Genomic DNA, 25942 nt, shown 5'->3' on the forward strand with positions numbered 1-25942 from the left:
GCTAAGGTCGATGAAATATATCTCTACACGGGGTACTGCCCCGGTTCTGACATTCGAAGACGCTATGTTAACGGGTCTGGCCCGCGATGGGGGGCTTTATGTGCCCGAAACCATCCCAACCATGTCAAAGGGCGATATCGCTGCTTTGGCTGGCCTTTCGTACGAAGAAATTGCGTTTCGAGTTATGCGGCCTTTCATTGGTGACACGTTCACCGATAGCGAATTTGCGGACATCATCGCAAAGGCCTATGCAGGCTTTGGGCATGATGCACGCGCCCCTTTGGTGCAGCTTGGTCAAAATCACTTCTTACTAGAATTGTTCCACGGTCCGACACTTGCATTCAAAGATTTTGCCATGCAGTTGATCGGGCAATTGTTCCAGGCGGCATTGGCCCGTCGTGGCGAAAAGGTCACGATTGTTGGTGCGACCTCTGGCGATACTGGGTCCGCAGCGATCGAGGCGTTCCGCGGTTTGGACGCTGTTGATGTATTTATCTTGTTTCCGCATGGCCGTGTTTCTGAGGTTCAGCGTCGGCAGATGACTACGCCAACAGAATCCAATGTACACGCCTTAGCGATGCACGGGGACTTCGACGATTGTCAGGCCCGTCTGAAAGACATGTTTAACGACTTTGAATTCCGCGATGGCGTGCGTTTGGCTGGTGTGAACTCAATCAACTGGGCGCGTGTTTTGGCACAGGTTGTATATTACTTCTCGTCGGCTGTTGCGTTGGGCGCGCCACACCGGGAAGTATCATTCACCGTGCCAACGGGGAACTTTGGCGATATCTTTGCGGGCTACATCGCAAAGCGCATGGGCTTGCCGATTGATAAGCTGGTCATCGCGACCAACCAAAACGACATTCTGCACCGGACTATGACCACGGGCACCTATGAAACGATGGGTGTAACACCGTCGATCAGTCCGTCCATGGATATTCAGGTCAGTTCAAATTTTGAACGTGCACTATTCGATGTCTATGGCCGTGACGGGAATGCTGTTTCCCAGTTGATGGATGATCTAAAAAACAAAGGCAGCTTTGATGTGTCGCAAGGCGCTATTCAAGGCTTGCGTGAGTTGTTCCATTCAGGACGCGTTTCTGAGGACGAAACCTCCGCGACGATCAAAGACATGTTCGCACGCACCGGCGAAGTGCTTTGTCCGCATTCAGCCATTGGCGCAAAGGTGGCGGTGCCCCACTTGGGAACAACGCCGATGATCACTTTGGCAACGGCCCACCCTGCGAAGTTCCCGGCTGCCGTCAAAGCGGCTTGTGGTCAAGATGCGCCGCTGCCACCACGTATGGCTAATCTATTCGCACGCGATGAACGGGTCACAGAGGTCGAGAACGATCTTACTGCGCTTGAAACACTCGTACGAGAGCGTATCGCCCGGTGACAGTTCAACTCCACACCCTATCTAACGGGTTTCGTATTGTAACCGAACAGATGCCCGGGCTTGCCTCAGCTTCTGTCGGTATTTGGGTTAACGCTGGTGCGCGCAACGAACGTATTGAACAAAATGGGATTGCACATTTTCTGGAACATATGGCGTTCAAAGGTACTGAACGTCGCAATGCATTGGAAATCGCAGAAGCCATCGAAGATGTCGGTGGTTTTATAAACGCTTATACCAGCCGCGAAATGACAGCCTATTACGCGCGGGTTCTGGAACAGGACGTGCCGCTGGCATTTGATGTTATTTCGGACATTTTGCTGAATCCTGCGTTTGATCCAAACGAGATCGAAATTGAACGTGGCGTAATTTTACAGGAAATCGGTCAGGCGCTTGATACACCTGACGATGTGATTTTTGATTGGCTGCAAGAAGATGCCTATCCTGATCAAGCCCTAGGCCGCACTATTTTAGGTCCAGAAGAGCGCATTCGTGCGTTTGGAAAAGAAGACCTATCAGGATTTGTTAAAGAACATTACGGTCCTGAACGGATGATCCTGAGTGCAGCAGGCGCCGTAGATCATGACCAACTTGTCCGATTGGCTGAAGCAACGTTTGGCCATCTCACTTCGCGTAGTGCGCCAACTGTTGAACAAGCTTCTTATAAAGGCGGGGAGCGGATCGTTCAGAAGGACCTGGAACAGGTGCATTTTGCATTGGGATTTGAGGGACCAAATTACCGCGATCCTGATATTTACGCTGCGCAGATTTATACCGGTGCTTTGGGCGGCGGGATGTCATCACGGCTGTTCCAAGAAGTGCGCGAAAAGCGTGGGCTCTGCTACACGATTTTTGCGCAAACCGGCGCATTTGATGATTCTGGCATGACCACGATTTATGCGGGAACCAGCGGCGAAGAAGTCGGTGACCTGGCAGATATTACGATCTCAGAACTGAAGCGGAGTGTGGACGACATGACAGCCGCTGAAGTTGATCGCGCACGCGCGCAAATGAAGGCAGGTATGCTGATGGGGCTTGAGAGTGCTTCCAATCGCGCAGAACGCATTGCACGTATGGTCGCCATTTGGGGACGTGTGCCAACACCGGCAGAAGTCGTTCAAAAGATTGATAGTGTTACCGTCGCTGATGTGCGCCGCGTGGCTGAAGACATGTTGTCAAAATCTGCGCCGACGCTTGCTTTGTATGGTCCTGTTGGTCAAAATCTTACACGTGCGAAAATTGAGGCGGGCCTGAAACACTGATGTTTGCACGTAAAAGCAAAGTTCAGATCGAAACCGAACGGATGATGCTGCGCCCGCCGCAGCATAGCGATCATACGGATTGGGTGAATTTACGCCGCGACAGCGCGGATTTCCTGAAACCATGGGAACCCAGTTGGGCGCAGGATCATTTTAGTCGTAAGTCTTTTACCAATCGGGTGTATTGGGCGCAGCGGTCTATTAGTTCTGGTGCGGCGCTTCCACTCTTTATGGTACGTCGCGAAGATCAGGCACTGATAGGGGCCTTAACGCTGGATACCATTCGGCGTGGCCCCGCACAGGCTGCAACTTTAGGGTATTGGGTTGGCGCACGCTTTGCGCGGCAAGGCTACATGCGCGAAGCTATTGAAGGTGTTGTTCACTATGCCTTTAAGGTCCTCGATCTCAGCCGGATCGAAGCGGCCTGCTTGCCTGAAAATAAGGCCTCTCGTGGCGTATTAGAACGTTCGGGGTTTAAATACGAAGGTGTCGCACAAAGCTATTTGCAAATCGATGGGCGCTGGCGCTCACATGTGCTCTATGCCAATCTACGGATGGATCGCCGTGGCCGTACGGATATCGGGTAGACTTGGCGATCAAAGGAAATAGCAATGTTAAATCCAGCCGACGCCGCCTTTTGCGAAGTACTCGAAAAAAGCCTGCCCAGCGGTCTGTTGCGCCCGCTGACCCCCAACTATCTCGAAGAGCCTCGTCGCTATTATAAGGGGACGGGAGGAGCGCTTGCCGCTCCAAGAACGACCGAAGAAGTCAGCCAAGTGGTTCGCCAATGTGCAGAGCATAATGTAGGTATCGTTCCCTATGGTGGCGGGACTGGTCTTGTCGGTGGGCAAGTTATGCCAGATGGACCAGCACCGTTAATTCTGTCGTTAGAACGCATGAATAAAATTCGCTCCGTTCACCCGGATGAAAACGTATTGGTTGCGGACGCCGGTGCAATTTTGGCCGATGTGCAGTCGGCAGCAAAAGACCATGATCGGCTTTTCCCTTTGTCATTAGCGTCGGAAGGAAGCTGTCAAATCGGGGGTAACTTGGCGACGAACGCGGGGGGGGTGAATGTCTTACGGTACGGAAATACCCGCGATTTGTGTTTGGGGCTTGAGGCTGTCCTTCCGAACGGTGAGATTCTGAATGGGCTTACCCGATTGCGCAAAGACAACACCGGATTTGATCTACGCAATCTCATGATCGGTGCGGAAGGTGCATTGGGAGTTATTACGGCGGCAACACTGCGTTTGTTTCCCCGGCCACAAAACAATGGCACAGCATTTATGGCTGTTTCCAATCCCGCAGCCGCATTGAAGTTGCTATCGATAGCACGGGGCGAAGTCGGCGAAGGGGTTACAGCGTTTGAGTTGATTTCAAAAACGGCATTGTCTTTTTTAGCAGAAACAATGCCTGAGGTGCGTCTGCCCTTTGAGAGCTTTCCGGAGTGGATGGTATTGATCGACTTTGGGTTGTCGGCGAACACATCTGCGCAGGCTGCCTTAGAACGCATTTTTTCACATGCATTTTCGACGGGTATTGTGACAGACGGCGTGATCGCCCAATCCGAATCCCAGCAGGCCGAGTTTTGGACACTGCGCGAAAGCATTCCGTTGGCAAATCGAAAGATTGGCGCAATCGGTAGTCATGATATTTCGATCCCGCTCGGGGAAATCGGCACGTTTATCGAAGTTGCGACGCAGCGTTTGAGTGAATATGGATCTGTCCGCGTAAACTGTTTTGGACACCTTGGCGATGGAAATTTGCACTTCAATGTTTTTCCCCCAAAGGGTGAAACGTTGGAAAAATTCAAACCAATGCGCTCCGACGTGCAACGGATTATCCATGATCTCGTAGCCGAATTTGAAGGCTCATTTAGCGCGGAGCATGGCATTGGGCGGATTAAAACAACTGAGTTAATACGCTATGCCAACCCTGCCAAATTGGCGACTATGGTGGCTATTAAAAGCGCACTTGATCCATTGGGTATAATGAACCCGGGTGTGATTGTTCCTTGAGATTAACCCAAAAAGAAACGCCCCGTCCGGTGAGGGACAGGGCGAAACACTTCACGTGTGTTTACAAGCAGCGCCCGTAGGTAGCGGGCAGCGTTAGGATAAGATGCAAACTGTTACTGGATCGTTTACAAACCTTCGAATTTACAAAGAGAAAACACATCCATACCGAGTTTTTCTAACTTTTGACGACCGCCCAATTCCGGAAGGTCGATAATGAACGCACACCCGACGATTTCAGCGCCTAGACGTTCAAGTAATTTGATTCCAGCTTCGGCTGTTCCGCCTGTGGCGAGTAGGTCATCAACGACCAGAACCTTTTCACCGGGCTTAATCGCGTCGTCATGAATTTCTACGATCGCTTCGCCATATTCCAATTTGTAATCTTGGCTGATGGTTCTGCCCGGCAGCTTTCCCTTTTTACGGATCGGAACAAAACCAACCGAAAGCTGATGCGCGATAGCCCCACCTAAAATGAAACCGCGAGCTTCCAGTCCAACAACTTTATCAATTGGTTCACCCGCGTAGGGGTGAAGCATCTGATCAATTGCCATCCGAAATCCGCGTGGATCGGCGAACAAGGTCGTGATATCCCGAAACATTATGCCTTCGTGGGGGAAATCTACGATGGTGCGGATGTAGTCTTTGACGGTCTTTTTCATGACAGTCCCTTCGCAATTGATTTGTCGATTAAATTGATACGCATAGGACGGCGTAGGTGCAACGCGGCATTACCCCCAGAGGGTAGGTTTTGCGACCATTAGGTAAAAAATGCCTGTTAGCGCCCCAAAGGCTGGCCATCCCAAGACGAACCAGATGCGAAACAAGCGATGGGCTTCGGCGGGTAGGGGCTTGTTTTCAGATAGTGCAGTGGCTGCGAGGTCTCTGATACGCATTTGAAGGTGCACAACCGGTGCCCAGCAAACAAAGGCGAGAACATAGAGGCCATAGGTTAGCATAAGCCAAGGGGCCGTTAAGGAGTATCCGGTGAGGGAAATGAGCCATAACCCACTGATGGGCTGGAGTAATCCAGCTGGTGTTGTGAAAATCCAATCGGCTATGACCACCCCACTTGAAACGGAGTGTATCGTTTCTACGCGCCTTGTGCGCATAGCCCAGACCATCTGAAATGCTGTGCCCATTCCTGTTCCAAACAGGACAGTTGAGCTGAGGATATGAACCCATTTGGCGAGAAAATAAGGGTCCATTAGCGTTCGTCCTCAAGGATCATATAGAGGGTTAATAACACAAGTATCGGTAGATTTTTTAGCAGCCCTCCGATTGGTAACAACCAAAGCATCGGCGAAAGTAGGGTGATGCCGATCGTGTAACCCGCGACCATCCCGATTTGTAACCATGTAATTTTGCGCAAAGCAAAACCACGTATGAGTGCGGCCGAGATTAACAAATCGACGCACCCACCGCCACGTGCGAGAAAGATCAATGTTGTATCGGAAAACGGCGCCTCTGAGAGCAGAGGAAGGAAGGCTTGGCTCGGGAGGAATAAACCCAGTAGCCCCGAAATGAACCACATAAATGCGAGAGTGAACCGAAGGATGGGGCGTAGCAAATAAAGACGCGCGTGCCACACGTCCTGCGTTCCGGCGGGGCGTGCGTTTAAAAAGGCGCTCACACCTCGCGGCGTATAGTCCAGTTTATCACAAAGGGGGGAATGGTTTGCGGTGACACCCGATTTAAACTGATCCAAAGCGATTGTCGAAATTGGCCCCAGCTTACAAAAATCGCCAAGTCGCCCGACCAAACGTGCAATGGTGTCTGGGGTTTTGAATACGCGCGTTTTTGGAAGGCCCATCCAACCACGCAATTTAGCGATTAATGCGGATTGGCTAACATATTCGGGACCGCCGATGTCATGCGGCTGAGGTGCTAAGTTTACCGAAAAGCATCTGTGGATCACTTCGCATAAGTCATCAGCGTGAATGGGGTTAAGCTGTTGTTCACCAGTTCCAATAACAGGTGTTGCAAAGGGCAGACTGGCAAGCCCACGAAGAAGCGAACTGCCCCCATAAGAGGTATCAGCCATGACCAACCCGGCCCGCAAGATCGTGATATTGTGTTTGATGGCGATACTTTCACCGAGCTTGCGATAATGGGAAAACTTTGTATCCGCATCGATCCCCACCGCAGACAATAAAACCCCCCGTGCGCCTTCTGGTAGTGCACCGTAAATTGCATCAGGGGCTTTGGCATGCACTGCATCAAAAACAGTATGAGAACCCGTCAATAGGCCCGCACAATTAACTACGAACTTCACGTCTTGAAGGTGTGGTTTCCAAAAATCTGATCTATGTGTTTCGGGGGCAGTCAGATCTGCTTGCAGCGTATCAAAACCCATTTCCGAAAGCCGGTTGGTTCGTCGTGCGCTGGCAAGGACATGATACCCTCGTGTTCGCAATCCAAAAGCAATATGGCGGCCGATGAAACCATCCGCGCCTAGCAAAAGAACCTTTTCGGTCATGAAAGAACACGCCCGGCGATGGCGTCCAATTTGGCCAACACTGCGGGGTCGCGTTTTTCTGGGGCTGTCATAATGGCGAATTCTAGGGCGCGATCACATTCGTGAGGGCAGGGCGCGCGTTCAGCACCCAGCAAGTTTGGCAGCTTACTGATTAATGATCTGGCTTTCCCTGCGTTTTGCGTAAGGGTGCGAATGACATCCGCAACGTCAACGGCTCCGTGGTCTGGGTGCCAGCAGTCAAAATCTGTAATCATCGCGACAGAGGCATAACATAGCTCAGCTTCGCGGGCGAGTTTGGCTTCGGGCATATTGGTCATGCCAATGACGTCGCAGCCCCAACTTTGATACATTTTTGATTCTGCGAGTGACGAAAACTGCGGTCCTTCCATTGCAAGGTATGTGCCGCCACGATGCACCTTTATGCCGGTGTCAGTTGCGGCTGTTTCACAAGCGTCAGATAGGCGTGGGCAGGTTGGATGTGCAACACTGACATGGGCAACACAGCCATCCCCGAAGAATGATTTTTCGCGGGCAAATGTGCGATCAATAAATTGATCAACAATAACAAATTCGCCGGGCGCCATTTCAGCGTTCAAAGAGCCACAAGCGGATACAGAGATGACGTCGGTGACACCAATTCGTTTCAGCGCGTCGATGTTCGCGCGGTAAGGCACCGTTGTTGGAGAATGAACATGTCCCCGCCCGTGGCGTGGTAAAAACGCCATGTCTACCCCGTTCAAGCTACCGGTCAAGATCTGATCTGAAGGAGCGCCCCAAGGGCCTGATACTGTTTGCCATTCAGCGTTTTTTAAGCCGTCCATTTCATAGATGCCGGAACCGCCGATAACGCCAATCATTGTTTTCATAGAACTGCCTCCAGTTGTTTTATCGCAAGTTAGGGGATTTATCCAAAGGGAGAAATAGGAAAGGTTCCGCCGGCCGCTTGGGTTGTTTTCGACCTATTCCTCTGGGCGCTCCAAGCTAAAGACATCGGTAACATGCGTATAATCGCGATAGCCTAACCGCGCGAGAGGTTGATACGTCGTAACGTCAAAATGCCCGTCAACGACACAATCATCGCGGATGTGAACCCCTATGACCTCGCCGAAAACAGCAAAATTATTTGCACCGGGGAGCCGTATAATCTGTGTTAATTTACACTCAAGCGAAGCAGGCGCATGGGCAATGCGCGGACATGAAATCTGTTGGCATTCGGTCTTTTCGAGGTTTGCACGTGTGAATTCATCTTCAGACGCAGGATAATCACCCGATGTGAGGTTCATCGCGTGCAATTCTGAAAACCCAACAACATTGACGCAGAATGCACCGGTCTCTTGAATATTGCTAACGGTGTCTTTTGAATCTTGCTGGTCGTCTTTTTTGCCAGTTGAGGCGAACATGACCTGTGGTGGTTCATAAGCTACGGCGTTGAAAAATGAATATGGCGCGATGTTGTCTTGCCCATTTTTATCCCGCGTTGAGATCCATCCAATTGGTCGAGGACTTACAATTGCATTGAAAGGGTTATGCGGCAGACCATGCCCGTCTTTTGGTTGGTAAAACATTGCGTTGTCCATTCTGTTTGCCCCAGAAGTAACGCCGTGTTAGGGGCGATGCCAGAAAAAAGGGACAGCGGCCGTGTATAAGCTCAGCCAAGAAAATTCAGATGACTGGTGGGAAGTCGAAGCGCTTTATGATCTGTGTTTTGCACCGGGTCGAGAGGCGCTGTCTTCCTATCGCTTACGTGATGGTGTGCCATCCGTAGCTGAGCTGTCATTGGTTGCACGCGATGACGATGGCATTTTGGCCGGGGCTATTCGGTATTGGCCGGTTCGGATTGGTGGTGCTTTTGCACTCCTTCTTGGGCCTGTGGCGGTTCATCCAACACGCCAAGGTGAGGGTTTGGGAGGTTTCTTGGTCCGTGAAAGTTTGCAAATTGCTGAAGAACATGATTGGCAGCGCGTATTGCTTGTTGGAGATGCACCATATTATGGCAAATTTGGATTTGAGAAGTTGTCAGGCATTATAATGCCCCCGCCGACCAACCCTGAACGTATTCTGGGGTATGCTTTGCATACGGGCGTTTGGGAAGGAGTCAGCGGTACTGTCGAAAAAAACGCTTAAGTCGACTTAAGGTATTCCATGAGGGATGGGCGGACGGATTGGACGCCGTTGTTGCGTGCATCATCAATCACCTGCCTGACGTCCGCCAAATTGGAACGCCGTAGCATATGTTTTACCGGGCCGATTGATGCTGGACGCATAGACAACGTACGAAGGCCCATTGCCGCAAAACACAGAGCCTCCAGTGGTCTTCCGGCATCTTCGCCACAGAAGGATAGCTTTGTATTTGAGGTCGCACAGCGTTCTACGATTTGTTCGATAAAGCTGAGGAAGCTCACGTTCAGAGTGTCATAGCGTTTCCGTACGAGTTCATTTTCTCGGTCTGCGGCAAAAAAGAACTGTTTCAGATCATTGCCGCCGATAGAAATAAAGTCAGCCAGATCAAAAAACTGTTTGGGCGCAAAAGCCAATGATGGGGTTTCAAGCATAGCCCCGATTTCCAGAATACCGGGCAAGCTATGGCCAAGCCTTCCTTCTCGCTCAACCTCCCTTAGGAACAAATCTCTTGCGGCTTTAAACTCCTCGAACTGGGCAACCATTGGGAACATGACCATCAATGGCCGACCATTTGCCGCCCTTAGCAATGCTTGGGCCTGCATCCGTAAAACGCCCGGTTTGTCTAGCCCAACCCGTATTGCACGCCATCCAAGCGCGGGGTTCGGTTCATCTTGTGGCTTCATAAACGGCAGAACTTTATCGGACCCGATATCGAGGGTGCGAAAGATCACCGGCTTGGTATGAGCGGCATCTAAAACACGCGAATAGAGTGAAGCAAGTTCCGCACGTTTCGGCATTTTATTGTGGATCAAAAACTGAAGTTCAGTTCGGAAAAGCCCAACGCCTTCGGCACCAGAATTATCCAATGACGGCAGATCGGCCATCAACCCGGCGTTCATATCCAACTGAATGAATTCACCTGACAGGGTTTCAGCTGGTTTGTCGCGAATAGATGAATAGCGCTCTTGTGCATCTGCCTGCATGGCCATTTTGTCGCGAAACGCCCCAACGACTGTTTCGTCTGGGCGTAGGTGAACAATACCTTGTTCGCCGTCTATCATAACGTGATCGCCGTTCAGCGCTTCGTTGGTGATACGGGTTGCATGAATAATCAGAGGAATGGCAAGCGCACGTGCTACGATAGTTGCATGCGAACCGACGGACCCTTCTTCGAGAATAATCCCCTTTAGGGATCTACCATATTCTAACAATTCACCTGGGCCGATATTGCGCGCAACAAGAATGGGGTCCGCAGGCATTTCTGCCCCGGTGTGTTGTCCTTGTCCGGTGAGAATGCGCAAAAGTCGATTTGATAGGTCATCTAAATCGTGAAGGCGGTCACGCAAATAGGCATCGGGAACTTGTGCCATACGTGCCCGAGCTGTCGATTGTTCTTTTTCCACTGCGGCTTCGGCAGATAGGCCGCGCGCAATGTCTTCTGTCATGCGCCGCATCCAACCTTTGGAATTGGCGAACATTCGATATGCTTCGAGAACCTGTAGCTGTTCTTTGTCAGCTGTACCTGCATTTTCGAGCAGTTCATCGACGGACACCCGAAGCATTTCAACAGCTTCGTTTAACCGTTTGATTTCAACGTCAGGGTCATCTGCGATTGGGTTTGTTACAATGACCCGTGCTTCATGTAGATAGATATGACCTTCGGCTACACCTTCTTGGGCGATGTCACCGCGGATCATTGTCGGTTGTTTGTGCAGCGGAGATAGCGCTGCGCCTTCGCCGACAAAGGCACCGAGTTCTGTCATTTCAGCCAGAACCATCGCAACCACTTCGAGTGCGTAAACTTCGTCGTTTGAAAATTCGCGCTCTTCTTTTGATTGAACGACTAGAACACCCAGTCGTTCGCCAAGACGCTGTACGGGAACACCCAAAAACGATGAAAATATTTCTTCACCGGTTTCGGGCATAAACCTGAAACCTTTGGTTTGCGGAGCGTTCGCAGCGTTGATAGGGCGCGTGAATTTGGCAACACGTCCCACCAAACCTTCGCCAATTTTGAGACGCGTTTGGTGAACCGCTTCGGGGTTTAACCCCTCAGTTGCGCAAAGTTCTAATGTGTCTTCGTCGCGAAACAGGTAGATTGAACACACTTCGGTTTGCATCGAATCCGCAATAAGATGCGTGATCCGATCCAGTCGAGCCTGTCCCGCGCTGTCATCTGCAAGCGCTTCGCGCAAGCGCCCGAGGAGCTTGCGACTTTCACTTTCTGTTTGTTCGGCCATGGGCCCCCAGCTTACGCAGCTTTTTCTAATTCAAAAGCATCATGCAGGGCTTGGACCGCAAGTTCCATATATTTTCTATCGATGAGGACAGAAATTTTAATCTCAGAAGTTGCAATGACTTTGATATTCACGCCTTCATCTTGAAGGGATTTGAACATTTTTGCAGCAACACCTGCGTGGGATCGCATGCCAATGCCAACAACAGAAACCTTAGCAACATCGGTATCAGCGTCCAAATCGTGATAGTTAATTTCACCTGCGTCCTTCGCAGCCTGCATCGCGTTTTGCGCACGCGCAACCTGATCGACGGGGCAGGAGAATGTCATGTCAGTGCGGCCATCTTCAGAGATATTCTGCACGATCATGTCCACATTTACGCCTGCTTCGGCCAATGGGCCAAAAATAGCGGCGGCAATGCCTGGACGGTCGGCAACCGACAGTAGGGTCATTTTTGCTTCGTCGCGGGAATAGGCGACGCCAGATACGACATTAGATTCCACGATTTCCTCCTCGTCACAGACCAGTGTGCCGGATGTATCAGTTTGTTCGTCAAAGCTGGATAGAACGCGCAGCTTCACATTAAAGCGCATCGCGAGTTCAACAGAGCGGGTTTGCAGAACTTTCGCACCAAGTGAGGCAAGTTCCAGCATTTCTTCAAAAGCGATTTTATCAAGCTTACGCGCTTTGTCGCTGATGCGAGGGTCGGTTGTGTAGACCCCATCAACGTCAGTGTAGATGTCACAACGTTCCGCATCAAATGCAGCGGCAAAAGCGACGGCCGTTGTATCAGACCCACCACGTCCGAGCGTGGTGATACGGCCTTCAGGGCTAATGCCTTGGAAACCTGCGACAACAGCAACTTTCATACCTTCGCCAAATTTGGCATTGATGTTGTCGGTTGGGATTTCTTCAATCCGCGCAGCGGAGTGTGCAGATGTAGTCTTTAATGGCACCTGCCAGCCCTGCCAGCTGCGGGCGGGAACATTCATTTCCTGTAGCGTCAGAGCCATAAGGCCTGCGGTCACGTTTTCACCGGAACTGACGACAGCATCATATTCGCGTGCATCAAATAGTGGTGAGGTTTCAGACACCCACCCAACCAATTCATTGGTCTTTCCAGACATAGCTGAAACGATAACAATAACGTCGTAGCCCTTTGCGACTTCGACGCCGACACGTTTTGCTGCGCGTTTGATCCGGTCAAGGGAGCCAACTGAAGTGCCCCCGAATTTCATTACCAATAGTGGCATGGACAGCCCCTTCGTCCCTGCGAGTAAACGTTGCAGTTCTTAAGGGGCTTCGTTGTGTTGCGCAAGGGCGTAGGCGGACCTTCGGCAATATCCTTATCAAAAAGGAATTATTTCCCCATCCCAAGCTTCAAATATGCCTGTTGTGTCGCAAGATAATGCTTCAAACCGTCGCATGAGGCCGGGCGCGGATTGTTCTAAGGTGATGTCGCCTTCTGGGCCGCCCATATCTGTGCGTACCCAACCTGGGTGATAAATGCCAAGGGCGATTCCTTCAGGTTTAAGATCTGTAGCCAAGTTGCGTCCTAGATTAAGTGCAGCAGCTTTTGAAGCACGGTAGATATATGACCCGCCGGGAGCGCGGCTGTCAGACCCCATTTTTGAGGAAATGATTGCAATCTTTGGCTGTTCTGCCTGTCGAAGGTTGGGCAGCAGTGCTTCAATTGTTAGAAAAACTCCGGTGACGTTTGCCGCAAAAGTAGCGGCCCATTTTTCCGGTTCAAAGCCGGCGCCTAATGTGTCGCCTTTATCGGCATATACACCCGCATTGCATATTAGGAGGTCAATTGGGCGTTGCCCGATATCGTTCGAAAGTTGCTGAACAGAGGCTGTTGATGTGACGTCAAGTGTAAGCCATTCGCCATGTGGTGTTTCTGGCGCTGATCCACGACATGTGCCTATAACGTCGGCATATCGGTCGAAAAGCGCGCGCCCGATCCCGCGATTGGCACCAGTAATAAGAACAGTCATGCTACCTCAGTTCGTTTTGCGATTTGGAGTAAAGGGAAGGGGGGCTACGGGAACTCCGTCTTCGATAAGAGATTTCGCCTCTTCCGGCTTTGCTTCGCCGTAGATGGCGCGCGCTGGTGCTTCGCCTTCGTGAATGGCGCGGGCTTCTTGCGCAAAATTCATACCAACGTAATCTGAGTTCGCCTCGATTTCAGCTTTGACCTTAGCTAGGGCCGTCTCTGCCTCGGAGGCAGGATTGCTGAGACTTGGTTTTTCATCTTCAGGTATGACGGCTTGCCCTCTCGCGGGCCTAACACGGGGTGCCATGAGCGATTTTTTAACATCTGTGTTGCCACAAATTGGGCAGGCGACCATCGACGTTGAAAGAAGTTTTTCAAAGGAATCAGCTGATTGAAACCAGCTTTCAAAGCTGTGATCGTCAGTACATTTCAATGCATACTTAATCATAGCGGGTCCTATTCATCACAGGTCTTAAATAGTCACTCTATCAAAAAAGACAATCAACCTAATTTTGCGAGGGCGAAAAATTAAGGATGATTTGGGCAAGCTCGGGCTCTGCGACCAGTTTTGCAGCTTTCTTTCGTCCAAACCATTTTCGTTTTCGTTGTTCTTTTTCTGGGAAGTTTTTCAACTTTGTGTCGACGCGCATGGCGAATACGGCGACCACACAGGGGCTTTCGGTCGATCCATGTTCTTTATTATACGAATAAATCCCGATGGCATCCGGGTAAATTTTCCCTTGAAGTCCGGCTTCTTCATAGGCTTCGCGGGTGGCAGCCTCAGCTGGGGTGTGATTGTCCATTGGCCAACCTTTTGGGATGATCCAACGTCCCGCGCTCCGGCTGGTAATCAAAAGGAACTTTAGCTTACCATCTTTGACACGATAGCAGAGCGCCCCAAATTGGGTGCTGACATCTCGTTTTCCATTGTCCGTAAAGCGGATGGGTTGATGAATAGGAGTAAGTGGCACGTTCGTTCCGATAGTTTTGTGAAACATATATCGGGTGCAAGTTTCGTTTGAAAAGCCACAGATTTGTAAAACCTGAGGAAAATGGGGTTTCAGGTGTTTCTGGAGGTAATGTTTTTCCAAAAAAATCCCTTCTGATGCGAGGTAAAAGCATCAGAAGGGTAAAAGATTTTCATGCTAAAATAAATTGTTTGTAAAAGGGAGTTTGTAATTATGAGGCAATCATTTCGTGTTCGGGAATATAGCCTTGCTGAGGCGGCGGGGACATCGTGTGGTTCGCACCGATATCCGCCTTTCCGATCCGGTCAACGAGCAACACCATCCAATTCAAAATTTCTTGGTCCTGTGGGCTAATTGTGGGATCAATCGTGAGGTGCACAATTGTGCTGCGCAGCATCGGCCAGCGTTCATAGAACTCAAATAGATCTGCGATGTCTGTTTCGATGGGTGTATCTGCTGGCATTCTTCGTCTCCGAACAATTTCGTTAGGATAAGGCTAGCGAATGGATAAAGAAAAGACGCGTGAATAAAGCGTGAGGTGCTTTGAGTGGTGGCATTTCCTGTGTAGCGTTCGAGTTGGGGAAGGTGGTTAACATGAACAAGAAACTTGAAATTTCTTTGTTTGGTGCTTGTGTCGTTCGCGTCACAGAAGGGGGGCGCGAAATAAAGGGAGCAAAACAAAAGGCGTTGTTTGCGCTGCTTGCGACTGCGCCACTGGGGCGGCGGACACGTACATTTTTACAGGACACGTTGTGGGGTGTGTCTTGTTATGACGGTGGCAGGCAGAATTTACGTCGGGCGCTTGCAGATTTACGTAAAATCTTTGGCAATGATTTTGAGCAGTTTTTCCACTGCACAAATGCGGACATCGAATTAGATTTGTCTCACGTCACCTTTTTAGGGTCGGCCCGTGAAGGGCAATTCATGGAGGGAATCGGAGTTCGCGAAGAAGGATTCGTAAACTGGGTTCGTGAAATACGGGCCAATCCTGCGCAACTGGAGGGATTGTTTCGCACATCGCCTGAATCTCTAACGAAACGCCCCATGCCCTGCATCACGGTTTTACCGTTTCGAAATGTGATGCAAAATCCCCAGCTGAATATTCTGGGGGATTGGCTGGCTGAAGAAACATGTCGGTCACTTTCGCGTTCAAAATTGCTCACTGTGATTTCTCATCTTTCCAGCCGTGTGATTGCAACCCGCACAGCAGACTTACAGCAAGTGCGTGAGACTTTGCAGGTTGATTATTTTTTGAATGGTTCTTTGCGGGAGGTTGGCGGCCAGATTTCAATTGATCTTGATTTTATTGATGCCCGAAATGGCTGCATCCTTTGGACACGTAATGTTAAAGATCACGCCGAAAGCTTTTTGGCAGATGCGTCTGCACGGATGGTTTCTGTTGTTCAGTCCATCGGACGAACCATCGCGGACGAAGCAATCTCGTACATTCATAATCGTACATTGGGCCAAATCGAAGATCATCAATTGGTGATTGGTGCGGTATCCTTGATGCATCAACCTACTTTCCGTGCATTTGCGAAATCAAAAGAGCTGTTGGAAGAAGCCACCCGTCGTGCCCCGCAAATTGCGGAAACGCATGCATGGTTGGGGAAATGGTATGTATTGAGCGTGTTCAACGGCTGGACGACCGACAGGGCAGGGGATGTTTCTCATGCATTGGCGGCAACTGGCCGGGCGTTGGACATAAATCCTGAATGTTCATTCGGGTTGGTTGTGGATGGGTTTGCCAACAACAATTTATTGCAACGGCTTGATGTGGCACAACGTCGATACAGCAGTGCGTTGGATATCAATCCTAATGAATCGCTATCGTGGTTGTTACGCTCGGCTCTACTTGCGTTTCAAGACAACGGCAAAGAGGCCGTGGCCTCTGCTGTGCGTGCGCGTGAACTGTCTCCTGTTGACCCTTTCAATTCCTATTATGATTCACTGAGCAGCACTGCATATTTAGCGGATGAACAGTACGAAAAGGCTTTGGAGCTATCTGAGCGTTCGCTCGCGATAAATGACCGGCATCTGTCGACATTGCGCGCAAAAATTACAGCGCTTCATCACCTTGATCGTGGGGAAGAAGCAAAGCAAACGGCGCTAGAATTAATGCGCCGTAGTCCAAATTTTAAACTGTCCGATTACGAGAAGGCACATCCTTCAATGAATTATTCAATCGGGCAAAGAGCCCTCGCAGCGTTGAAAGCTGCGGGCATACCATATGGGGGAAATTAATATGGCGAGAAATGGTGGCATTGGCGGTATCGGTGGAATTGGTGGTATCGGCGGCATTGGAGGCATTGGCGGAATTGGCGGTATCGGTGGCATTGGCGCCAGCGGTTTGGGCGGATTTCTGGGTGCTGGGGCGGCCGAGGGCTATGATCCGATTCTGACATTGGGGCTTCAGGTCAGTTCTGAAGGGATTGCACACATCGCTGGGGATGGGCCACTTCAACAACCCACAGATTTGGCACAGGGACCGCAAAATATGGGGCGTTGGGCCGATTGGGTCCGCGGTTCTTTATATCTTACTGATTTTTTGAAGGACCTGAGCTGGGAGCCGTCTACTGAGGGGGCTGACGACATTGTTTTAAAGTTTGAAACCTTTGAGGTCGCTCGATTTGATCGACCTTCTGCGCAATTGGTTCAGGAACAAACGCAATGGGTTCTTGACTATGCGGGCTTACGCGCTGATCGAACAGCTGAAATTACATCGCAGTTAGGATTCCCAACAGAGTATTTTGCGTCCATCCTAGGGCTTCACCCGGCACAGCATCGTTTTACATTTGAGCTTATTACAGCAACACAATTGTTATCGGCACACGTCGCGATGATCGCCAAGCATGCGTTGGCTATTCGTCGTCCTGATCAAGTTGATGCACGGGTCTTGCCGATGATCACAACACCCGGTCACGGGAGCTTTCCAAGCGCCCACGCGACCGAGGCACACGCAGTATTTGCCCTATTGAACCGATTGTCTCAGGAATGGGGTAGCTTGGCCGATATGGACCAACGTAAAGCATTGCTGCGCAAACTGGCCGAACGTATTTCCGTGAATAGAACTGTTGCTGGCGTACATTACCCTATGGATAGCTGGGCCGGGGCGGCTTTGGGGCAGTTGGTGGCAGAGCTTGTTCTACAACGTTGTGGCGTCGTTGGCGGTGGTCAGGCTTTTCACTACACTGCGGTGGATGCTGATTTCATGGCAGGGCGATTTGAAGAAGTCGAAGCCAGCGGCGAAGGTTATGGGCTTGATTTCAGATGCGCAGCAGAGGCAACCAAAACGGACACCTTTGCTTGGCTTTGGGATAGGGCTGTAGGCGAAGCGCAAGGAACGGGGGCGTAACATGGCCCCCACACATTCGAATGACGATGTAGATCATTACATGGGGCCATATGAACGTTGGGTGTTCCGTTCTGAATTAGGGCGTCCTTTTTCTTTCCCTGCAATCGCGAAAGGAAAAGGGCAGCACTTTACCGCACTGATCGATAGTGGGGCCCATGAGTTTACGCCACCCGAAACCTTGTCTGTTGCGGACCCAAACTCTGGTGAAGAGCGTGAAGTTAAATTGCGTTACCCGCCACTTTGGTCAAGCAACGGGGCGGGGCGTTCTATAACTCCGGTTTGTTTTGGCGATCCATCAGTGGATGATGGGGGCCTTGCTCAAACGCTTCATGCCGTTTGCCAACTTGGGCCTGAGGAAATGCAGCCGCGCTTTCGGGTCAATTTCCCGATTAACCCCAAAGCATGGTCTGAGTTTTACATCCCTAATCCGACCACTGCCCAATGGCCGGGTCATCGCCGGTCTGAGAAGGCGCCGAAAGCGATCATAGCGGTTATCGATGATGGCATTCCCTTTGCAAATAGAGCTTTTCTGGACGCGTATGGACAAAGCAAAATAAATTATTGTTGGCTGCAATCGGCTGAGGCTGCACACGACATTTCTGCGGTACCGTTTGGCAAAGAGTTCACCAATCGCGAAATAGACGCTTTGCGCCAAATACATGGGCAGGATGAAGATGTCCTTTACGTCGATGCTGGCGCTGTTAATGCGCGGTTGCCTGAACTCGGGACTTATTTATCTCGTCACACAACACACGGAGCCCATGTTCTGTCCGTTGCGGCAGGACATGGTTTGGGGCCGAGGCAGGCCTTAATGGACGACGATGTTCACATCATCGCTGTGCAATTACCCAATACAATTGCATGGGATACCTCAGGGTTTGGTAAAGAGATGTATATGCTCAGTGCGCTTCATTATATTTTTGAAAGAGCGCGCCGCATTTGCGAAAGTTATGGCGTGGCTGATGATGCGCTGCCTTTGGTCGTGAATTTCAGCTACGGGTGGTCGGGAAGCCGACATGACGGCCAGTCAGAAATGGAAACTGCGATCGAACAGCTGTTTACGCAACGCAATACGGATGCGAATGGGAACTCTCGTGAGAATTCATTTCTTGTTATGCCTACGGGAAACACGTTTTCTGACAAGCTTCATGCCCGACTTTCCGACGGTCATTTTGTCGACGGTGCTGCTGAGATTAGCTGGAACTTGCTACCGGATGATCGTACGTCAAGTTATTTAGAAATCTGGTTTCCAGAGGAAGTTGCCGATGGCAGTTTTGAAATCTCAATTACACCGCCTAAGGGGATCGTTTTAGATAGCGCGGGATCAATTTCCTTAACCGCTGATCCAAATTTGAACGAAGGGGACGCGCGCCAATTCCAAAATTTGGTTATAGACGGGAAAATTGTAGGACAGTTATCAGTCGATAAAAACCGAGGAACACGTTGGCGTTGTCTAATCGCACTCGTCCCTACGATCGAACACAGCACAGGGTCTCGTGTTGCTCCGATTGGGCGTTGGTCCATTGGTGTTGCCAAGTCGAATGCTCTTGACCCACTGCCGCAGAACGCAGCGATTGAATTATGGGTTCAGAGGGATGACGATCCTTCGGAATTGAAGACGGGGGGGCAGCAAAGCTATTTGTCTCATGCGTTGTCGAAAAGAACCCACCTGAATCGCGATGAATATCCAAACGAACTCGAAGTGGTTCGTGGATATGGCAGTATGAACGGAGTCGCGAATTCTAAATCAACAATTCGAGTCGCAGGCTACGATCAAACAACTGGCCGCCCATCGCATTATAGTTCTGCTGGGGCTTTAGTTAGAATTGGTACAACACTCAACCCGACGGGGGCGCAGACCACTGTATGCGCGCCTTCGGATAGGGGACCGTCCCGACATGGTATGTTAGGCGGCGGTTCAAGATCGCGTTCGCGCTCACTTCTGGTTGGGACAAGTGGTGCTGCGCCACAGGTTGCGCGACAGATGGTATTGAACCTTGCGGCGGGAAAAGGAGCCTTCGAAGGTATGGGTGATACCTTGCAAGGCATAAATGAAGATGAACAAATACGCCGAACACATATCAAAGCCCGGTTGGGACACAAAAAGCTAAAAGTAGAAGTGCAGTAGTTTCAACCTAGAAGATATGCAATGTTTGGGCGCGGAGACCGGGGAAGTTTTCGTGCCCAACATGATGAAATCGAAGGTTGAGATTGCTCAATTTCGCTCTCGATAAAAAAAATCCTGCAAAATGCATTTTTTTCAATTTCGCCTCTGGACACTGCTGCTCCCCAAGCATAGAAACCGCCTACCCGAACGCAACAGCGTTCCCGGTGCCCGGGTAGCTCAGGGGTAGAGCAGTGGATTGAAAATCCTCGTGTCGGTGGTTCGATTCCGCCCCTGGGCACCATTTTTACCAAGTAAATTCAAGTGGTTAATGCAGCAATTAGTGTGCTAGTAATTTGTGGTCGTCGTGACTGGGTGCCAATTGGGTGCCGAGGCTCCGATTATCATGCACCCAACGCACCACCTTGAATCTTTAGAGTTCTGTTTTGTTTGGAGTACGAAGGGCCGACGATACAGTCTTCACGGGCCAAAGCTGGGTTTAGTGTCGAAGTAGTCATAATAATCTGATGCGGTGCGCTTTCTTGATCCATCAGGTCAGCTATCGCTTTTTGGAAGTTGCGAACACGGTCGCCTACCATTCCTTTGTCTTCGACGTTGTCCAACAATAGGAAACGCGGATACATCATTTTATGGTCTTTCAACGAAGCAAGCAACATACCTAGAAAAAGGCTGTTCTTCACCACGACCATGCCACTAGCGCTGGTGGTGATAATGGGATCGCCATTGATCGCGAACCAATCGTCTTCGAAGCTGAAGTCAAAGTTGTCCAACGCTTCGAAGTCATTATGCTCTTTGAGGTCCTTTTCCAGAACCCGTTTAGTATCTGAGGCGATTTCGGTCTTTACTACGCGACGTCGCGTTTCGCGGGCAAGCTCCAGCGCTTCAATAGCATTTCGAAGTTTTGTTACCTCAGCTGAGGCTCGCTCTTTCGCCTCTTTGAGATCATTGATTTGTTTTCTAAGGTCCGAAAACTTGCTCAACTCATCAAGCCGAGCGTCAATTTTCCCAAGTTCACGGCTCTTTTCAGAAACCAGCGCGGTTCTCCCATCTACAGAAGCGTTGCGAAGCTCATCAAACTGTTTCATTGCCCGTGTCATACGCGACTTTAGGCCTGTGGCAGATTTCTTAGCCTCTTCCAGTTTTTCTACTCGTTTTCTCTGCAGCCGTTTACTCTCGACTATCTGACCGTCGATATCCATTCGGAGCTCAAACAGCTTGGTATCTTTTTCATCTCTAGGAAGCGCTTCTTTGCAGAGGTGGCAATGTTTGTCATCTGTATCCGTCAATGGCTGCAAGCAGGCTGGACACAGTTCAAACGGCACGTCGCCAATGGCAGAAAATGTCACGGCTGTACGATCAAAATCTTTTAGCAGCTGCGCAAGATGATTTAGGAATTGTTCACTATCCCTGATCTCAAACTCTAGCGCTGCAATCTCCCGTTCAGATGAAACCAGTGTGTCCCGATCTTTGCTTATAGCTTGATACAGTTTTCGTCGGTCATTCTCAGCGCTTTTCGCAACTTTTGAACTGTCGATATCATCTTCGTGCAGGGCAACTATTTCCTTTTGAAGCGTCTCCCTTCGGCCCGTCAAATTTTTTGTTTCGGATTCAAACGCCCCTTCAACGAAATTTTCACCCAGATTGGATGTAGCCCGCATTAGATTGGTCAGCTTTGCCCCAAGTTCGGACTCACTCTTTTTCTTCTCACGAAGTAAAATTCGTTTGGAATACAGCTCATTGTTACCAATACCGCATAGAAGCTCCGAGACAGCTTCTCGGGTATCCCTTGGGTCGAAGTCTTCACTTCGGAATATCCGCTGAAACGGCGTTGATTGGTCCACGTACATCAGTCTCAAAATCTGATGCATCGTAATGTTCGAACCCTCGTCGCCGGGAATTTCGGGGAGACCAAGCGCTTTGAACAATATTTGACTAAATGCTTGTGAGTGTTCATTGCGAGCGTAGGGGAACCGCTGCCAGCCTTCGGCTGCACTTGTCAAACCATCTTCAAGTTTTCCGAAGTAAATTGACATCGGACGGTTGTTGTCTTTCGATACTTCGCGTTTGAGCGTTAGTATTGTTCCGTTTGTGGATATTTCTGCAAAAACAGCTTCGCAATACTGAGCATACTGCTTCCAGTCTGTAAGGTTTTCACCCAGAGCAAAGAAAATGAAATCCAGTATCGTTGATTTTCCTGAGCCGTTAGCGCCGTGAATAATGTTCAACCCGGAGTGAAATTTCTCATCATAGGCTCGCTGTCCACTCTTCATAACCACTAGTCGGTTCAACTTTAATATCGATGACATTATCTAAGTCGCCCCCCCATTTCCAAATTGGTCCTGCGAAATAGACCCATAGGGCCGTCGAGCGGAATGGCGTTTAGATCATTGGCTATGAATGCTAACTGCGCGGAATTTTCAGCCACGAAAGCTTGAATTGTTTGTTTCAAGTCACTGGGCATTCCCACCTCGGACATCTGAAGCCTACTATCTTTGAAAGAGGGTGAAGAAAGTATATTTTTGGCCACTAGTTGGTGCAACGCAGCGCGCTGGAATACTTGAAGTTCACGGTAGACGATCCGAATATCTGGGAGGTTTGTGAAGCTGTCCTTCATCTTGGGGAGGTTTAGTCTTTGAAGTGACCCTCGCAACTCCCCGAACCCTGTATATTGAATTTCATGTAAGTACTCAGGAAACAACAAGAATGTGTCGAGCAGTGATGCACGAGAAACGGAAAGACGTCGTGGGGAAGCTGTGATCAAAGCCAACATTCTGAAGCAACAGTGATGTGGGTCTCGCATCGGGTGCCAAATTCTAATCATTTGCCTTAATCGCTTGGCTTGATTGTGTATCGAGTGTAGCTCTGAAGACCATTAAAGAAGCGAGTGATTTGGATGACTGCTGAATACCACAGGAAATTGGCGATGGACGCCGTGGCATCCATCAAAACTTGGCAGGATTGTTGGCCTATCTGGAGCAAGGTCGTTGCAGGCCTCACAGACAGTCTTTCTGATGCAACCAAGGTACATCAGGTGGGGGACCATCTTCGCGAAGTCTTTTTTGCAACAAACACAGGTGGCCGCGATCAGGGATCTTTGTCTGGCGGTGGGGCAGGCTGGGAAAGTCTCGTCACTTGGTACCTCAACTTGATCTTATCGGGAACGAACGCGGTCGCGATGCGCCAATCGAAAGCGGTGGTGCCGCGAACCTTGTTAGATGCTACTACGATCCGGTACGGGAACCACCAGACAAACACGGAGTCGGATGTTTGCGTTGTTGTGTATCCCGAGGACTTCGATTTCCCTGTGGCCGATAAGAGCTTCATGAATAACTTGGATGCCGAGATTGCCAAGCGAATTGGCGATATCGAACTTGGTATCATCCAATGCAAAACGAACTGGAATGATAACGCTCAAGTGCCAATGCTTTGGGACATGGTGTATCGGGCGAGTTTCGGGCCGGGAACAGGCATCCACATTGGGAAGAATGGTTACAGCGTGAAGAACCTTCAAAGGTTCACTTATTCGTTCGTAACCGTCCCGTCACAGAAAGAAGGACGTATGCCAAGCAAGAGCACGCAGATGGCCGTTAAGCGCGTTTGCAACCTCACTGGGGGAAACTACTGGGGCTTGCCCACGAAATCCGGCGTTGCCCTGTCACTGTCAGAGATATTCGACAGTAATTTCGCGAGCGCATTCAGTTTGAACGTCCGCGCGAGCATAAAGAATTCAATTGACGCTAAAACGGGTCTATTTGGAAGTTAGACAGCCGGGTCGATAATTTTGCGGAAGTGCTCACCCACAGCTTGGGCTAGACCCACGGGAACGGCATTACCGATCTGGGTGTACTTTGGCACTTCGCGGTCGAACAAACCTTCTTGCGGATTGCCTGCGCGACGCAGACCACCCGTGGTTCGCTTGCCTGCGAATTGGTACCAGTCTGGGAACAATTGAAGCCGTGCCCACTCGCGAACCGTCAGGGCGCGTGGCTGGCTGAAATGCACGTAGTCATCTGCCAGCGAAGTCGCAGTGATGTTGGGTTCGGTGTTACCCCAACGCGCACGAAGAACGCGCTGGGAAAATTTCTTGGTTTTGAATTGGTCAGGGATCTCGCCGTTATTGTCCATCATGTGCTGGAACTTGGCGACGATGTTCGGCTTGTGCTTGCTGTACTCTTGTTCGGTCAAGGGCACCATCTTGCTGTGAAACCAGTGGGGCGCTGTACGAAGCCTTCGCTGTAGACCGTTCTTTGGCTTCGAAGGATAATTATCCGTCGTGAACGGCCCTTTCGCGAAATCGCCACTGCGCAAGGTATCAGCAACACCGTCATCGATTAGGTCGCCCAAAAGGTCTATAAGGTCAGGGAAGCCCCCCGTGGGTTTGGGGAGGAAGCCACATTTTACGGCGTCTTCTTTGTGAGCCTGAGGCTCTAACCAATCACAAGAATCCAAGATGTCGTCACGAATGCCGACCAGTAGAACGCGAGGACGGTTCTGCGGGACGCCATAGTCTTTTGCCTTCACCAGCGAATAACGAACGGTGTAGCCGGGAATCGAACGAAATTCGGATAGCACGTCTGGGAAAATCTGGTCATCGCCACCACGCGTCCATTTCGCGTTCAGGAGACCTCGCACGTTCTCAAACAAGAAAATCCGGGGGCGTAGCTTTCGAATGACGTGCGCCATACGAACGAACAAATGGTTGGACGGCATGTCAGCCTTGTCCACATCGTAGGAACGCCTGATGCCGATGCCGGAGTAGCCTTGGCAAGGAGGCCCACCTGCGAGAACGTCCAAGTTCGATCCAGCGCCAGATGCTGTGCTCGCTCCCAAATCAAAATGCAGGCCCAACTCTGGGATGTTCCTGAGGTCGGACACCAACTGCTCAAGCCTTGAACCACGTAGGTCGTTGGCATCGTTGCACCGAAGGTCCTCGTTGGACGAGAAGTGCAGCCCTCCCAACGAGTGATGACGGTTCTTCAAGTACGTGGCCATCGCGTCAGGGTTCAGCTCGTTCACGAACACTGGCACGAAGTCCGCGTTCTCCATGCCCATGGACAAGCCACCACAGCCTGCGAACATGTCGACCATGTACATCGGGCGACGATTAGAGCCGGTTTTTTCGTCGGCAAGAGGGTCGATATCGACAACTTTGTTCACGGCTTCGAGCATATCCAGAAAATGTAGCTGTTGTGGGCGTTGATGTAGCATATCTAGTTCGAGGCAGATTGTGAACGACTAAACCTGCCTGAACTTGACCTGACATACCTAATTTTGGGTTAAGCTATTTGGCAACAGGAAAATGAAACAAAAAAAAGAACATCCATGAGCGCGAATACCACGTTCCCCTGTGGTCACCAGTAGCAAGAAACGAAAGCTGACCCTTTCAAGGCGAAACTCGTTGGAGTGGTCCGAGATCAACAAAGCGATTTTGCCATGAAGGCGGCCAGAAGCACCTGACTGCGAACGCATCTGAGTAAAGCTATTTCTACAGCGCACTTGGCTAGAAGCCGCATCTGCAATCTACGAGGAGTTCTTTTCTCGGTTCCCAACATGGGATGTTATCGCGGACTGCCCATGGAAGTTATCAATTCGCCTTCTCTGTTTTGGCTCACCAACCAACTCGCGATAGAGTCTTGTAGCACCCACGCTGACGGAGCACTGCATTGAGGATCAGACTGTCCACACGGTGTGAAATGACTGGTATCGTCATCATCTTCCATTTCCCAGCAACCAACGACTTCACCATCCGGCAAAAGCACGTCGCCCTTTAGCACGTCGTTATGATACCCCAACATGATTGTTCCGCGCCTTAACATGCCCCCTTCGTTGTCTATCAATTCGCAAATAATCCGATACTGCTGCTGTACAGCAGCTATACTATCACCCGTCAGTATTCCGTTCTCAAACCCACGATATGACAAGATGCCAACGAACTGGCCTTTTTCATTACTAGTCATGATTGCACAGTCCACAAATGGGTGTTTC

General features: G+C 50.4%; 24 protein-coding genes and 1 tRNA gene. 10 read left to right on the plus strand and 15 right to left on the minus strand.

Annotated features, from left to right (window positions below):
- Positions 1 to 10 precede the first annotated feature (10 nt).
- From thrC to G9C99_RS10365, 4 genes are read left to right on the plus strand one after another with little or no spacing between them, the layout of a single operon-like run.
- Positions 11 to 1399, plus strand: a complete 1389-nt coding sequence (gene thrC / locus G9C99_RS10350) for a threonine synthase (protein ID WP_166417411.1) — start codon at positions 11 to 13, stop codon at positions 1397 to 1399.
- Entirely contained in the window at positions 1396 to 2658 is a 1263-nt protein-coding gene (locus G9C99_RS10355; protein ID WP_166417412.1) for a M16 family metallopeptidase, read from the plus strand. Before thrC ends, G9C99_RS10355 begins: the two co-directional genes overlap by 4 nt.
- Positions 2658 to 3242: a GNAT family N-acetyltransferase gene (locus G9C99_RS10360; protein WP_166417413.1), complete on the plus strand. Its 585-nt coding sequence runs from the start codon at positions 2658 to 2660 to the stop codon at positions 3240 to 3242. Before G9C99_RS10355 ends, G9C99_RS10360 begins: the two co-directional genes overlap by 1 nt.
- Positions 3243 to 3266: 24 nt before the next feature.
- Positions 3267 to 4676: an FAD-binding oxidoreductase gene (locus tag G9C99_RS10365; RefSeq protein ID WP_166417414.1), complete on the plus strand. Its 1410-nt coding sequence runs from the start codon at positions 3267 to 3269 to the stop codon at positions 4674 to 4676.
- 125 nt (positions 4677 to 4801) lie between these two features.
- On the opposite strand, the gene G9C99_RS10370 is transcribed toward G9C99_RS10365, so the two are convergent.
- The 5 genes from G9C99_RS10370 to G9C99_RS10390 all read right to left on the minus strand — a co-directional run bounded on the left by G9C99_RS10370 (position 4802) and on the right by G9C99_RS10390 (position 8717).
- Positions 4802 to 5335: an adenine phosphoribosyltransferase gene (locus G9C99_RS10370; RefSeq protein ID WP_166417415.1), complete on the minus strand. Its 534-nt coding sequence runs from the start codon at positions 5333 to 5335 to the stop codon at positions 4802 to 4804.
- A 69-nt stretch (positions 5336 to 5404) separates the two neighbouring features.
- A complete protein-coding gene (locus G9C99_RS10375; RefSeq protein WP_166417416.1) occupies positions 5405 to 5881 on the minus strand; it encodes a DUF2269 family protein in 477 nt (158 codons plus the stop codon).
- Positions 5881 to 7152: an SDR family oxidoreductase gene (locus G9C99_RS10380; RefSeq protein WP_166417417.1), complete on the minus strand. Its 1272-nt coding sequence runs from the start codon at positions 7150 to 7152 to the stop codon at positions 5881 to 5883. Before G9C99_RS10380 ends, G9C99_RS10375 begins: the two co-directional genes overlap by 1 nt.
- Positions 7149 to 8018, minus strand: coding sequence for an S-methyl-5'-thioadenosine phosphorylase (locus G9C99_RS10385; RefSeq protein WP_166417418.1), 870 nt, complete (start codon positions 8016 to 8018; stop codon positions 7149 to 7151). The genes G9C99_RS10380 and G9C99_RS10385 overlap by 4 nt, the downstream gene beginning before the upstream one ends.
- A gap of 93 nt (positions 8019 to 8111) precedes the next feature.
- The gene (locus G9C99_RS10390; RefSeq protein ID WP_166417419.1) at positions 8112 to 8717 is read right to left on the minus strand and encodes a flavin reductase family protein; all 606 of its coding nucleotides are present in this window, start codon (positions 8715 to 8717) and stop codon (positions 8112 to 8114) included.
- Positions 8718 to 8790: 73 nt separating this feature from the next.
- Between G9C99_RS10390 and G9C99_RS10395 the strand changes: the two genes are divergently transcribed.
- On the plus strand, positions 8791 to 9276 hold the full coding sequence (locus G9C99_RS10395) for a GNAT family N-acetyltransferase (protein WP_166417420.1): 486 nt from the start codon (positions 8791 to 8793) through the stop codon (positions 9274 to 9276).
- Here G9C99_RS10395 and ptsP read toward each other — a convergent pair.
- From ptsP to G9C99_RS10425, 6 genes are all read right to left on the minus strand, one after another.
- Positions 9273 to 11513 carry a phosphoenolpyruvate--protein phosphotransferase gene (ptsP, locus tag G9C99_RS10400; RefSeq protein WP_166417421.1) on the minus strand — a complete coding sequence of 747 codons (2241 nt, stop codon included), beginning with the start codon at positions 11511 to 11513 and terminating at the stop codon, positions 9273 to 9275. The two genes, G9C99_RS10395 and ptsP, sit on opposite strands and share 4 nt — an antisense overlap.
- A gap of 11 nt (positions 11514 to 11524) precedes the next feature.
- Positions 11525 to 12763 carry an aspartate kinase gene (locus G9C99_RS10405; RefSeq protein ID WP_166417422.1) on the minus strand — a complete coding sequence of 413 codons (1239 nt, stop codon included), beginning with the start codon at positions 12761 to 12763 and terminating at the stop codon, positions 11525 to 11527.
- 96 nt (positions 12764 to 12859) lie between these two features.
- Positions 12860 to 13510 carry an SDR family oxidoreductase gene (locus tag G9C99_RS10410; RefSeq protein WP_166417423.1) on the minus strand — a complete coding sequence of 217 codons (651 nt, stop codon included), beginning with the start codon at positions 13508 to 13510 and terminating at the stop codon, positions 12860 to 12862.
- Between the two features lie 6 nt (positions 13511 to 13516).
- The gene (locus tag G9C99_RS10415) at positions 13517 to 13957 is read right to left on the minus strand and encodes a DUF1178 family protein (protein WP_166417424.1); all 441 of its coding nucleotides are present in this window, start codon (positions 13955 to 13957) and stop codon (positions 13517 to 13519) included.
- 58 nt (positions 13958 to 14015) lie between these two features.
- Positions 14016 to 14480, minus strand: a complete 465-nt coding sequence (locus G9C99_RS10420) for an NUDIX hydrolase (protein ID WP_331459990.1) — start codon at positions 14478 to 14480, stop codon at positions 14016 to 14018.
- A 208-nt stretch (positions 14481 to 14688) separates the two neighbouring features.
- Entirely contained in the window at positions 14689 to 14940 is a 252-nt protein-coding gene (locus G9C99_RS10425; RefSeq protein WP_166417426.1) for a hypothetical protein, read from the minus strand.
- 131 nt (positions 14941 to 15071) lie between these two features.
- On the opposite strand from G9C99_RS10425, the gene G9C99_RS10430 reads away from it, so the two are divergent.
- The 4 genes from G9C99_RS10430 (at position 15072) to G9C99_RS10445 (ending at position 20240) form a co-directional block, all read left to right on the plus strand.
- On the plus strand, positions 15072 to 16721 hold the full coding sequence (locus G9C99_RS10430; protein WP_166417427.1) for a hypothetical protein: 1650 nt from the start codon (positions 15072 to 15074) through the stop codon (positions 16719 to 16721).
- Between the two features lies 1 nt (position 16722).
- Positions 16723 to 17832, plus strand: a complete 1110-nt coding sequence (locus G9C99_RS10435) for a phosphatase PAP2 family protein (protein WP_166417428.1) — start codon at positions 16723 to 16725, stop codon at positions 17830 to 17832.
- Position 17833: 1 nt separating this feature from the next.
- Positions 17834 to 19960: a S8/S53 family peptidase gene (locus tag G9C99_RS10440; RefSeq protein ID WP_166417429.1), complete on the plus strand. Its 2127-nt coding sequence runs from the start codon at positions 17834 to 17836 to the stop codon at positions 19958 to 19960.
- A gap of 205 nt (positions 19961 to 20165) precedes the next feature.
- Positions 20166 to 20240, plus strand: a tRNA-Phe gene (locus tag G9C99_RS10445).
- 100 nt (positions 20241 to 20340) lie between these two features.
- Here the strand turns inward: G9C99_RS10445 and G9C99_RS10450 are convergent.
- Positions 20341 to 22263 (minus strand): AAA family ATPase, encoded by a 1923-nt coding sequence (locus G9C99_RS10450; RefSeq protein ID WP_166417430.1) that lies wholly within the window; start codon positions 22261 to 22263, stop codon positions 20341 to 20343.
- Complete coding sequence (locus G9C99_RS18715) at positions 22263 to 22778, minus strand: ABC-three component system middle component 5 (RefSeq protein ID WP_407926014.1); 516 nt, start codon at positions 22776 to 22778, stop codon at positions 22263 to 22265. Before G9C99_RS18715 ends, G9C99_RS10450 begins: the two co-directional genes overlap by 1 nt.
- A gap of 102 nt (positions 22779 to 22880) precedes the next feature.
- On the opposite strand from G9C99_RS18715, the gene G9C99_RS10455 reads away from it, so the two are divergent.
- Positions 22881 to 23720 carry a hypothetical protein gene (locus G9C99_RS10455; protein ID WP_205859843.1) on the plus strand — a complete coding sequence of 280 codons (840 nt, stop codon included), beginning with the start codon at positions 22881 to 22883 and terminating at the stop codon, positions 23718 to 23720.
- Here G9C99_RS10455 and G9C99_RS10460 read toward each other — a convergent pair.
- Positions 23717 to 25165: a DNA cytosine methyltransferase gene (locus G9C99_RS10460; protein WP_205859844.1), complete on the minus strand. Its 1449-nt coding sequence runs from the start codon at positions 25163 to 25165 to the stop codon at positions 23717 to 23719. The genes G9C99_RS10455 and G9C99_RS10460 overlap by 4 nt on opposite strands.
- Before the next feature lie 350 nt (positions 25166 to 25515).
- Entirely contained in the window at positions 25516 to 25914 is a 399-nt protein-coding gene (locus tag G9C99_RS10465; RefSeq protein ID WP_166417432.1) for a hypothetical protein, read from the minus strand.
- Positions 25915 to 25942 lie beyond the last annotated feature (28 nt).

Origin of the sequence: Cochlodiniinecator piscidefendens (assembly GCF_011326755.1) — a bacterium.
Lineage (GTDB): Bacteria > Pseudomonadota > Alphaproteobacteria > Rhodobacterales > Rhodobacteraceae > Cochlodiniinecator > Cochlodiniinecator piscidefendens.

Coding starts and splice junctions, on each gene's coding strand:
- G9C99_RS10425 (WP_166417426.1), bottom strand. CDS start 14,940: ATGCCAGCAGATACACCCATCGAAACAGACATCGCAGATCTATTTGAG.
- G9C99_RS10365 (WP_166417414.1), top strand. CDS start 3,267: ATGTTAAATCCAGCCGACGCCGCCTTTTGCGAAGTACTCGAAAAAAGC.
- G9C99_RS10375 (WP_166417416.1), bottom strand. CDS start 5,881: ATGGACCCTTATTTTCTCGCCAAATGGGTTCATATCCTCAGCTCAACT.
- G9C99_RS10430 (WP_166417427.1), top strand. CDS start 15,072: ATGAACAAGAAACTTGAAATTTCTTTGTTTGGTGCTTGTGTCGTTCGC.
- G9C99_RS10435 (WP_166417428.1), top strand. CDS start 16,723: ATGGCGAGAAATGGTGGCATTGGCGGTATCGGTGGAATTGGTGGTATC.
- G9C99_RS10440 (WP_166417429.1), top strand. CDS start 17,834: ATGGCCCCCACACATTCGAATGACGATGTAGATCATTACATGGGGCCA.
- G9C99_RS10460 (WP_205859844.1), bottom strand. CDS start 25,165: ATGCTACATCAACGCCCACAACAGCTACATTTTCTGGATATGCTCGAA.
- G9C99_RS10385 (WP_166417418.1), bottom strand. CDS start 8,018: ATGAAAACAATGATTGGCGTTATCGGCGGTTCCGGCATCTATGAAATG.
- G9C99_RS10415 (WP_166417424.1), bottom strand. CDS start 13,957: ATGATTAAGTATGCATTGAAATGTACTGACGATCACAGCTTTGAAAGC.
- G9C99_RS18715 (WP_407926014.1), bottom strand. CDS start 22,778: ATGATTAGAATTTGGCACCCGATGCGAGACCCACATCACTGTTGCTTC.
- G9C99_RS10360 (WP_166417413.1), top strand. CDS start 2,658: ATGTTTGCACGTAAAAGCAAAGTTCAGATCGAAACCGAACGGATGATG.
- G9C99_RS10455 (WP_205859843.1), top strand. CDS start 22,881: ATGGACGCCGTGGCATCCATCAAAACTTGGCAGGATTGTTGGCCTATC.
- ptsP (WP_166417421.1), bottom strand. CDS start 11,513: ATGGCCGAACAAACAGAAAGTGAAAGTCGCAAGCTCCTCGGGCGCTTG.
- G9C99_RS10405 (WP_166417422.1), bottom strand. CDS start 12,763: ATGCCACTATTGGTAATGAAATTCGGGGGCACTTCAGTTGGCTCCCTT.
- G9C99_RS10450 (WP_166417430.1), bottom strand. CDS start 22,263: ATGTCATCGATATTAAAGTTGAACCGACTAGTGGTTATGAAGAGTGGA.
- G9C99_RS10465 (WP_166417432.1), bottom strand. CDS start 25,914: ATGACTAGTAATGAAAAAGGCCAGTTCGTTGGCATCTTGTCATATCGT.
- G9C99_RS10380 (WP_166417417.1), bottom strand. CDS start 7,152: ATGACCGAAAAGGTTCTTTTGCTAGGCGCGGATGGTTTCATCGGCCGC.
- thrC (WP_166417411.1), top strand. CDS start 11: ATGAAATATATCTCTACACGGGGTACTGCCCCGGTTCTGACATTCGAA.
- G9C99_RS10390 (WP_166417419.1), bottom strand. CDS start 8,717: ATGTTTTACCAACCAAAAGACGGGCATGGTCTGCCGCATAACCCTTTC.
- G9C99_RS10410 (WP_166417423.1), bottom strand. CDS start 13,510: ATGACTGTTCTTATTACTGGTGCCAATCGCGGGATCGGGCGCGCGCTT.
- G9C99_RS10370 (WP_166417415.1), bottom strand. CDS start 5,335: ATGAAAAAGACCGTCAAAGACTACATCCGCACCATCGTAGATTTCCCC.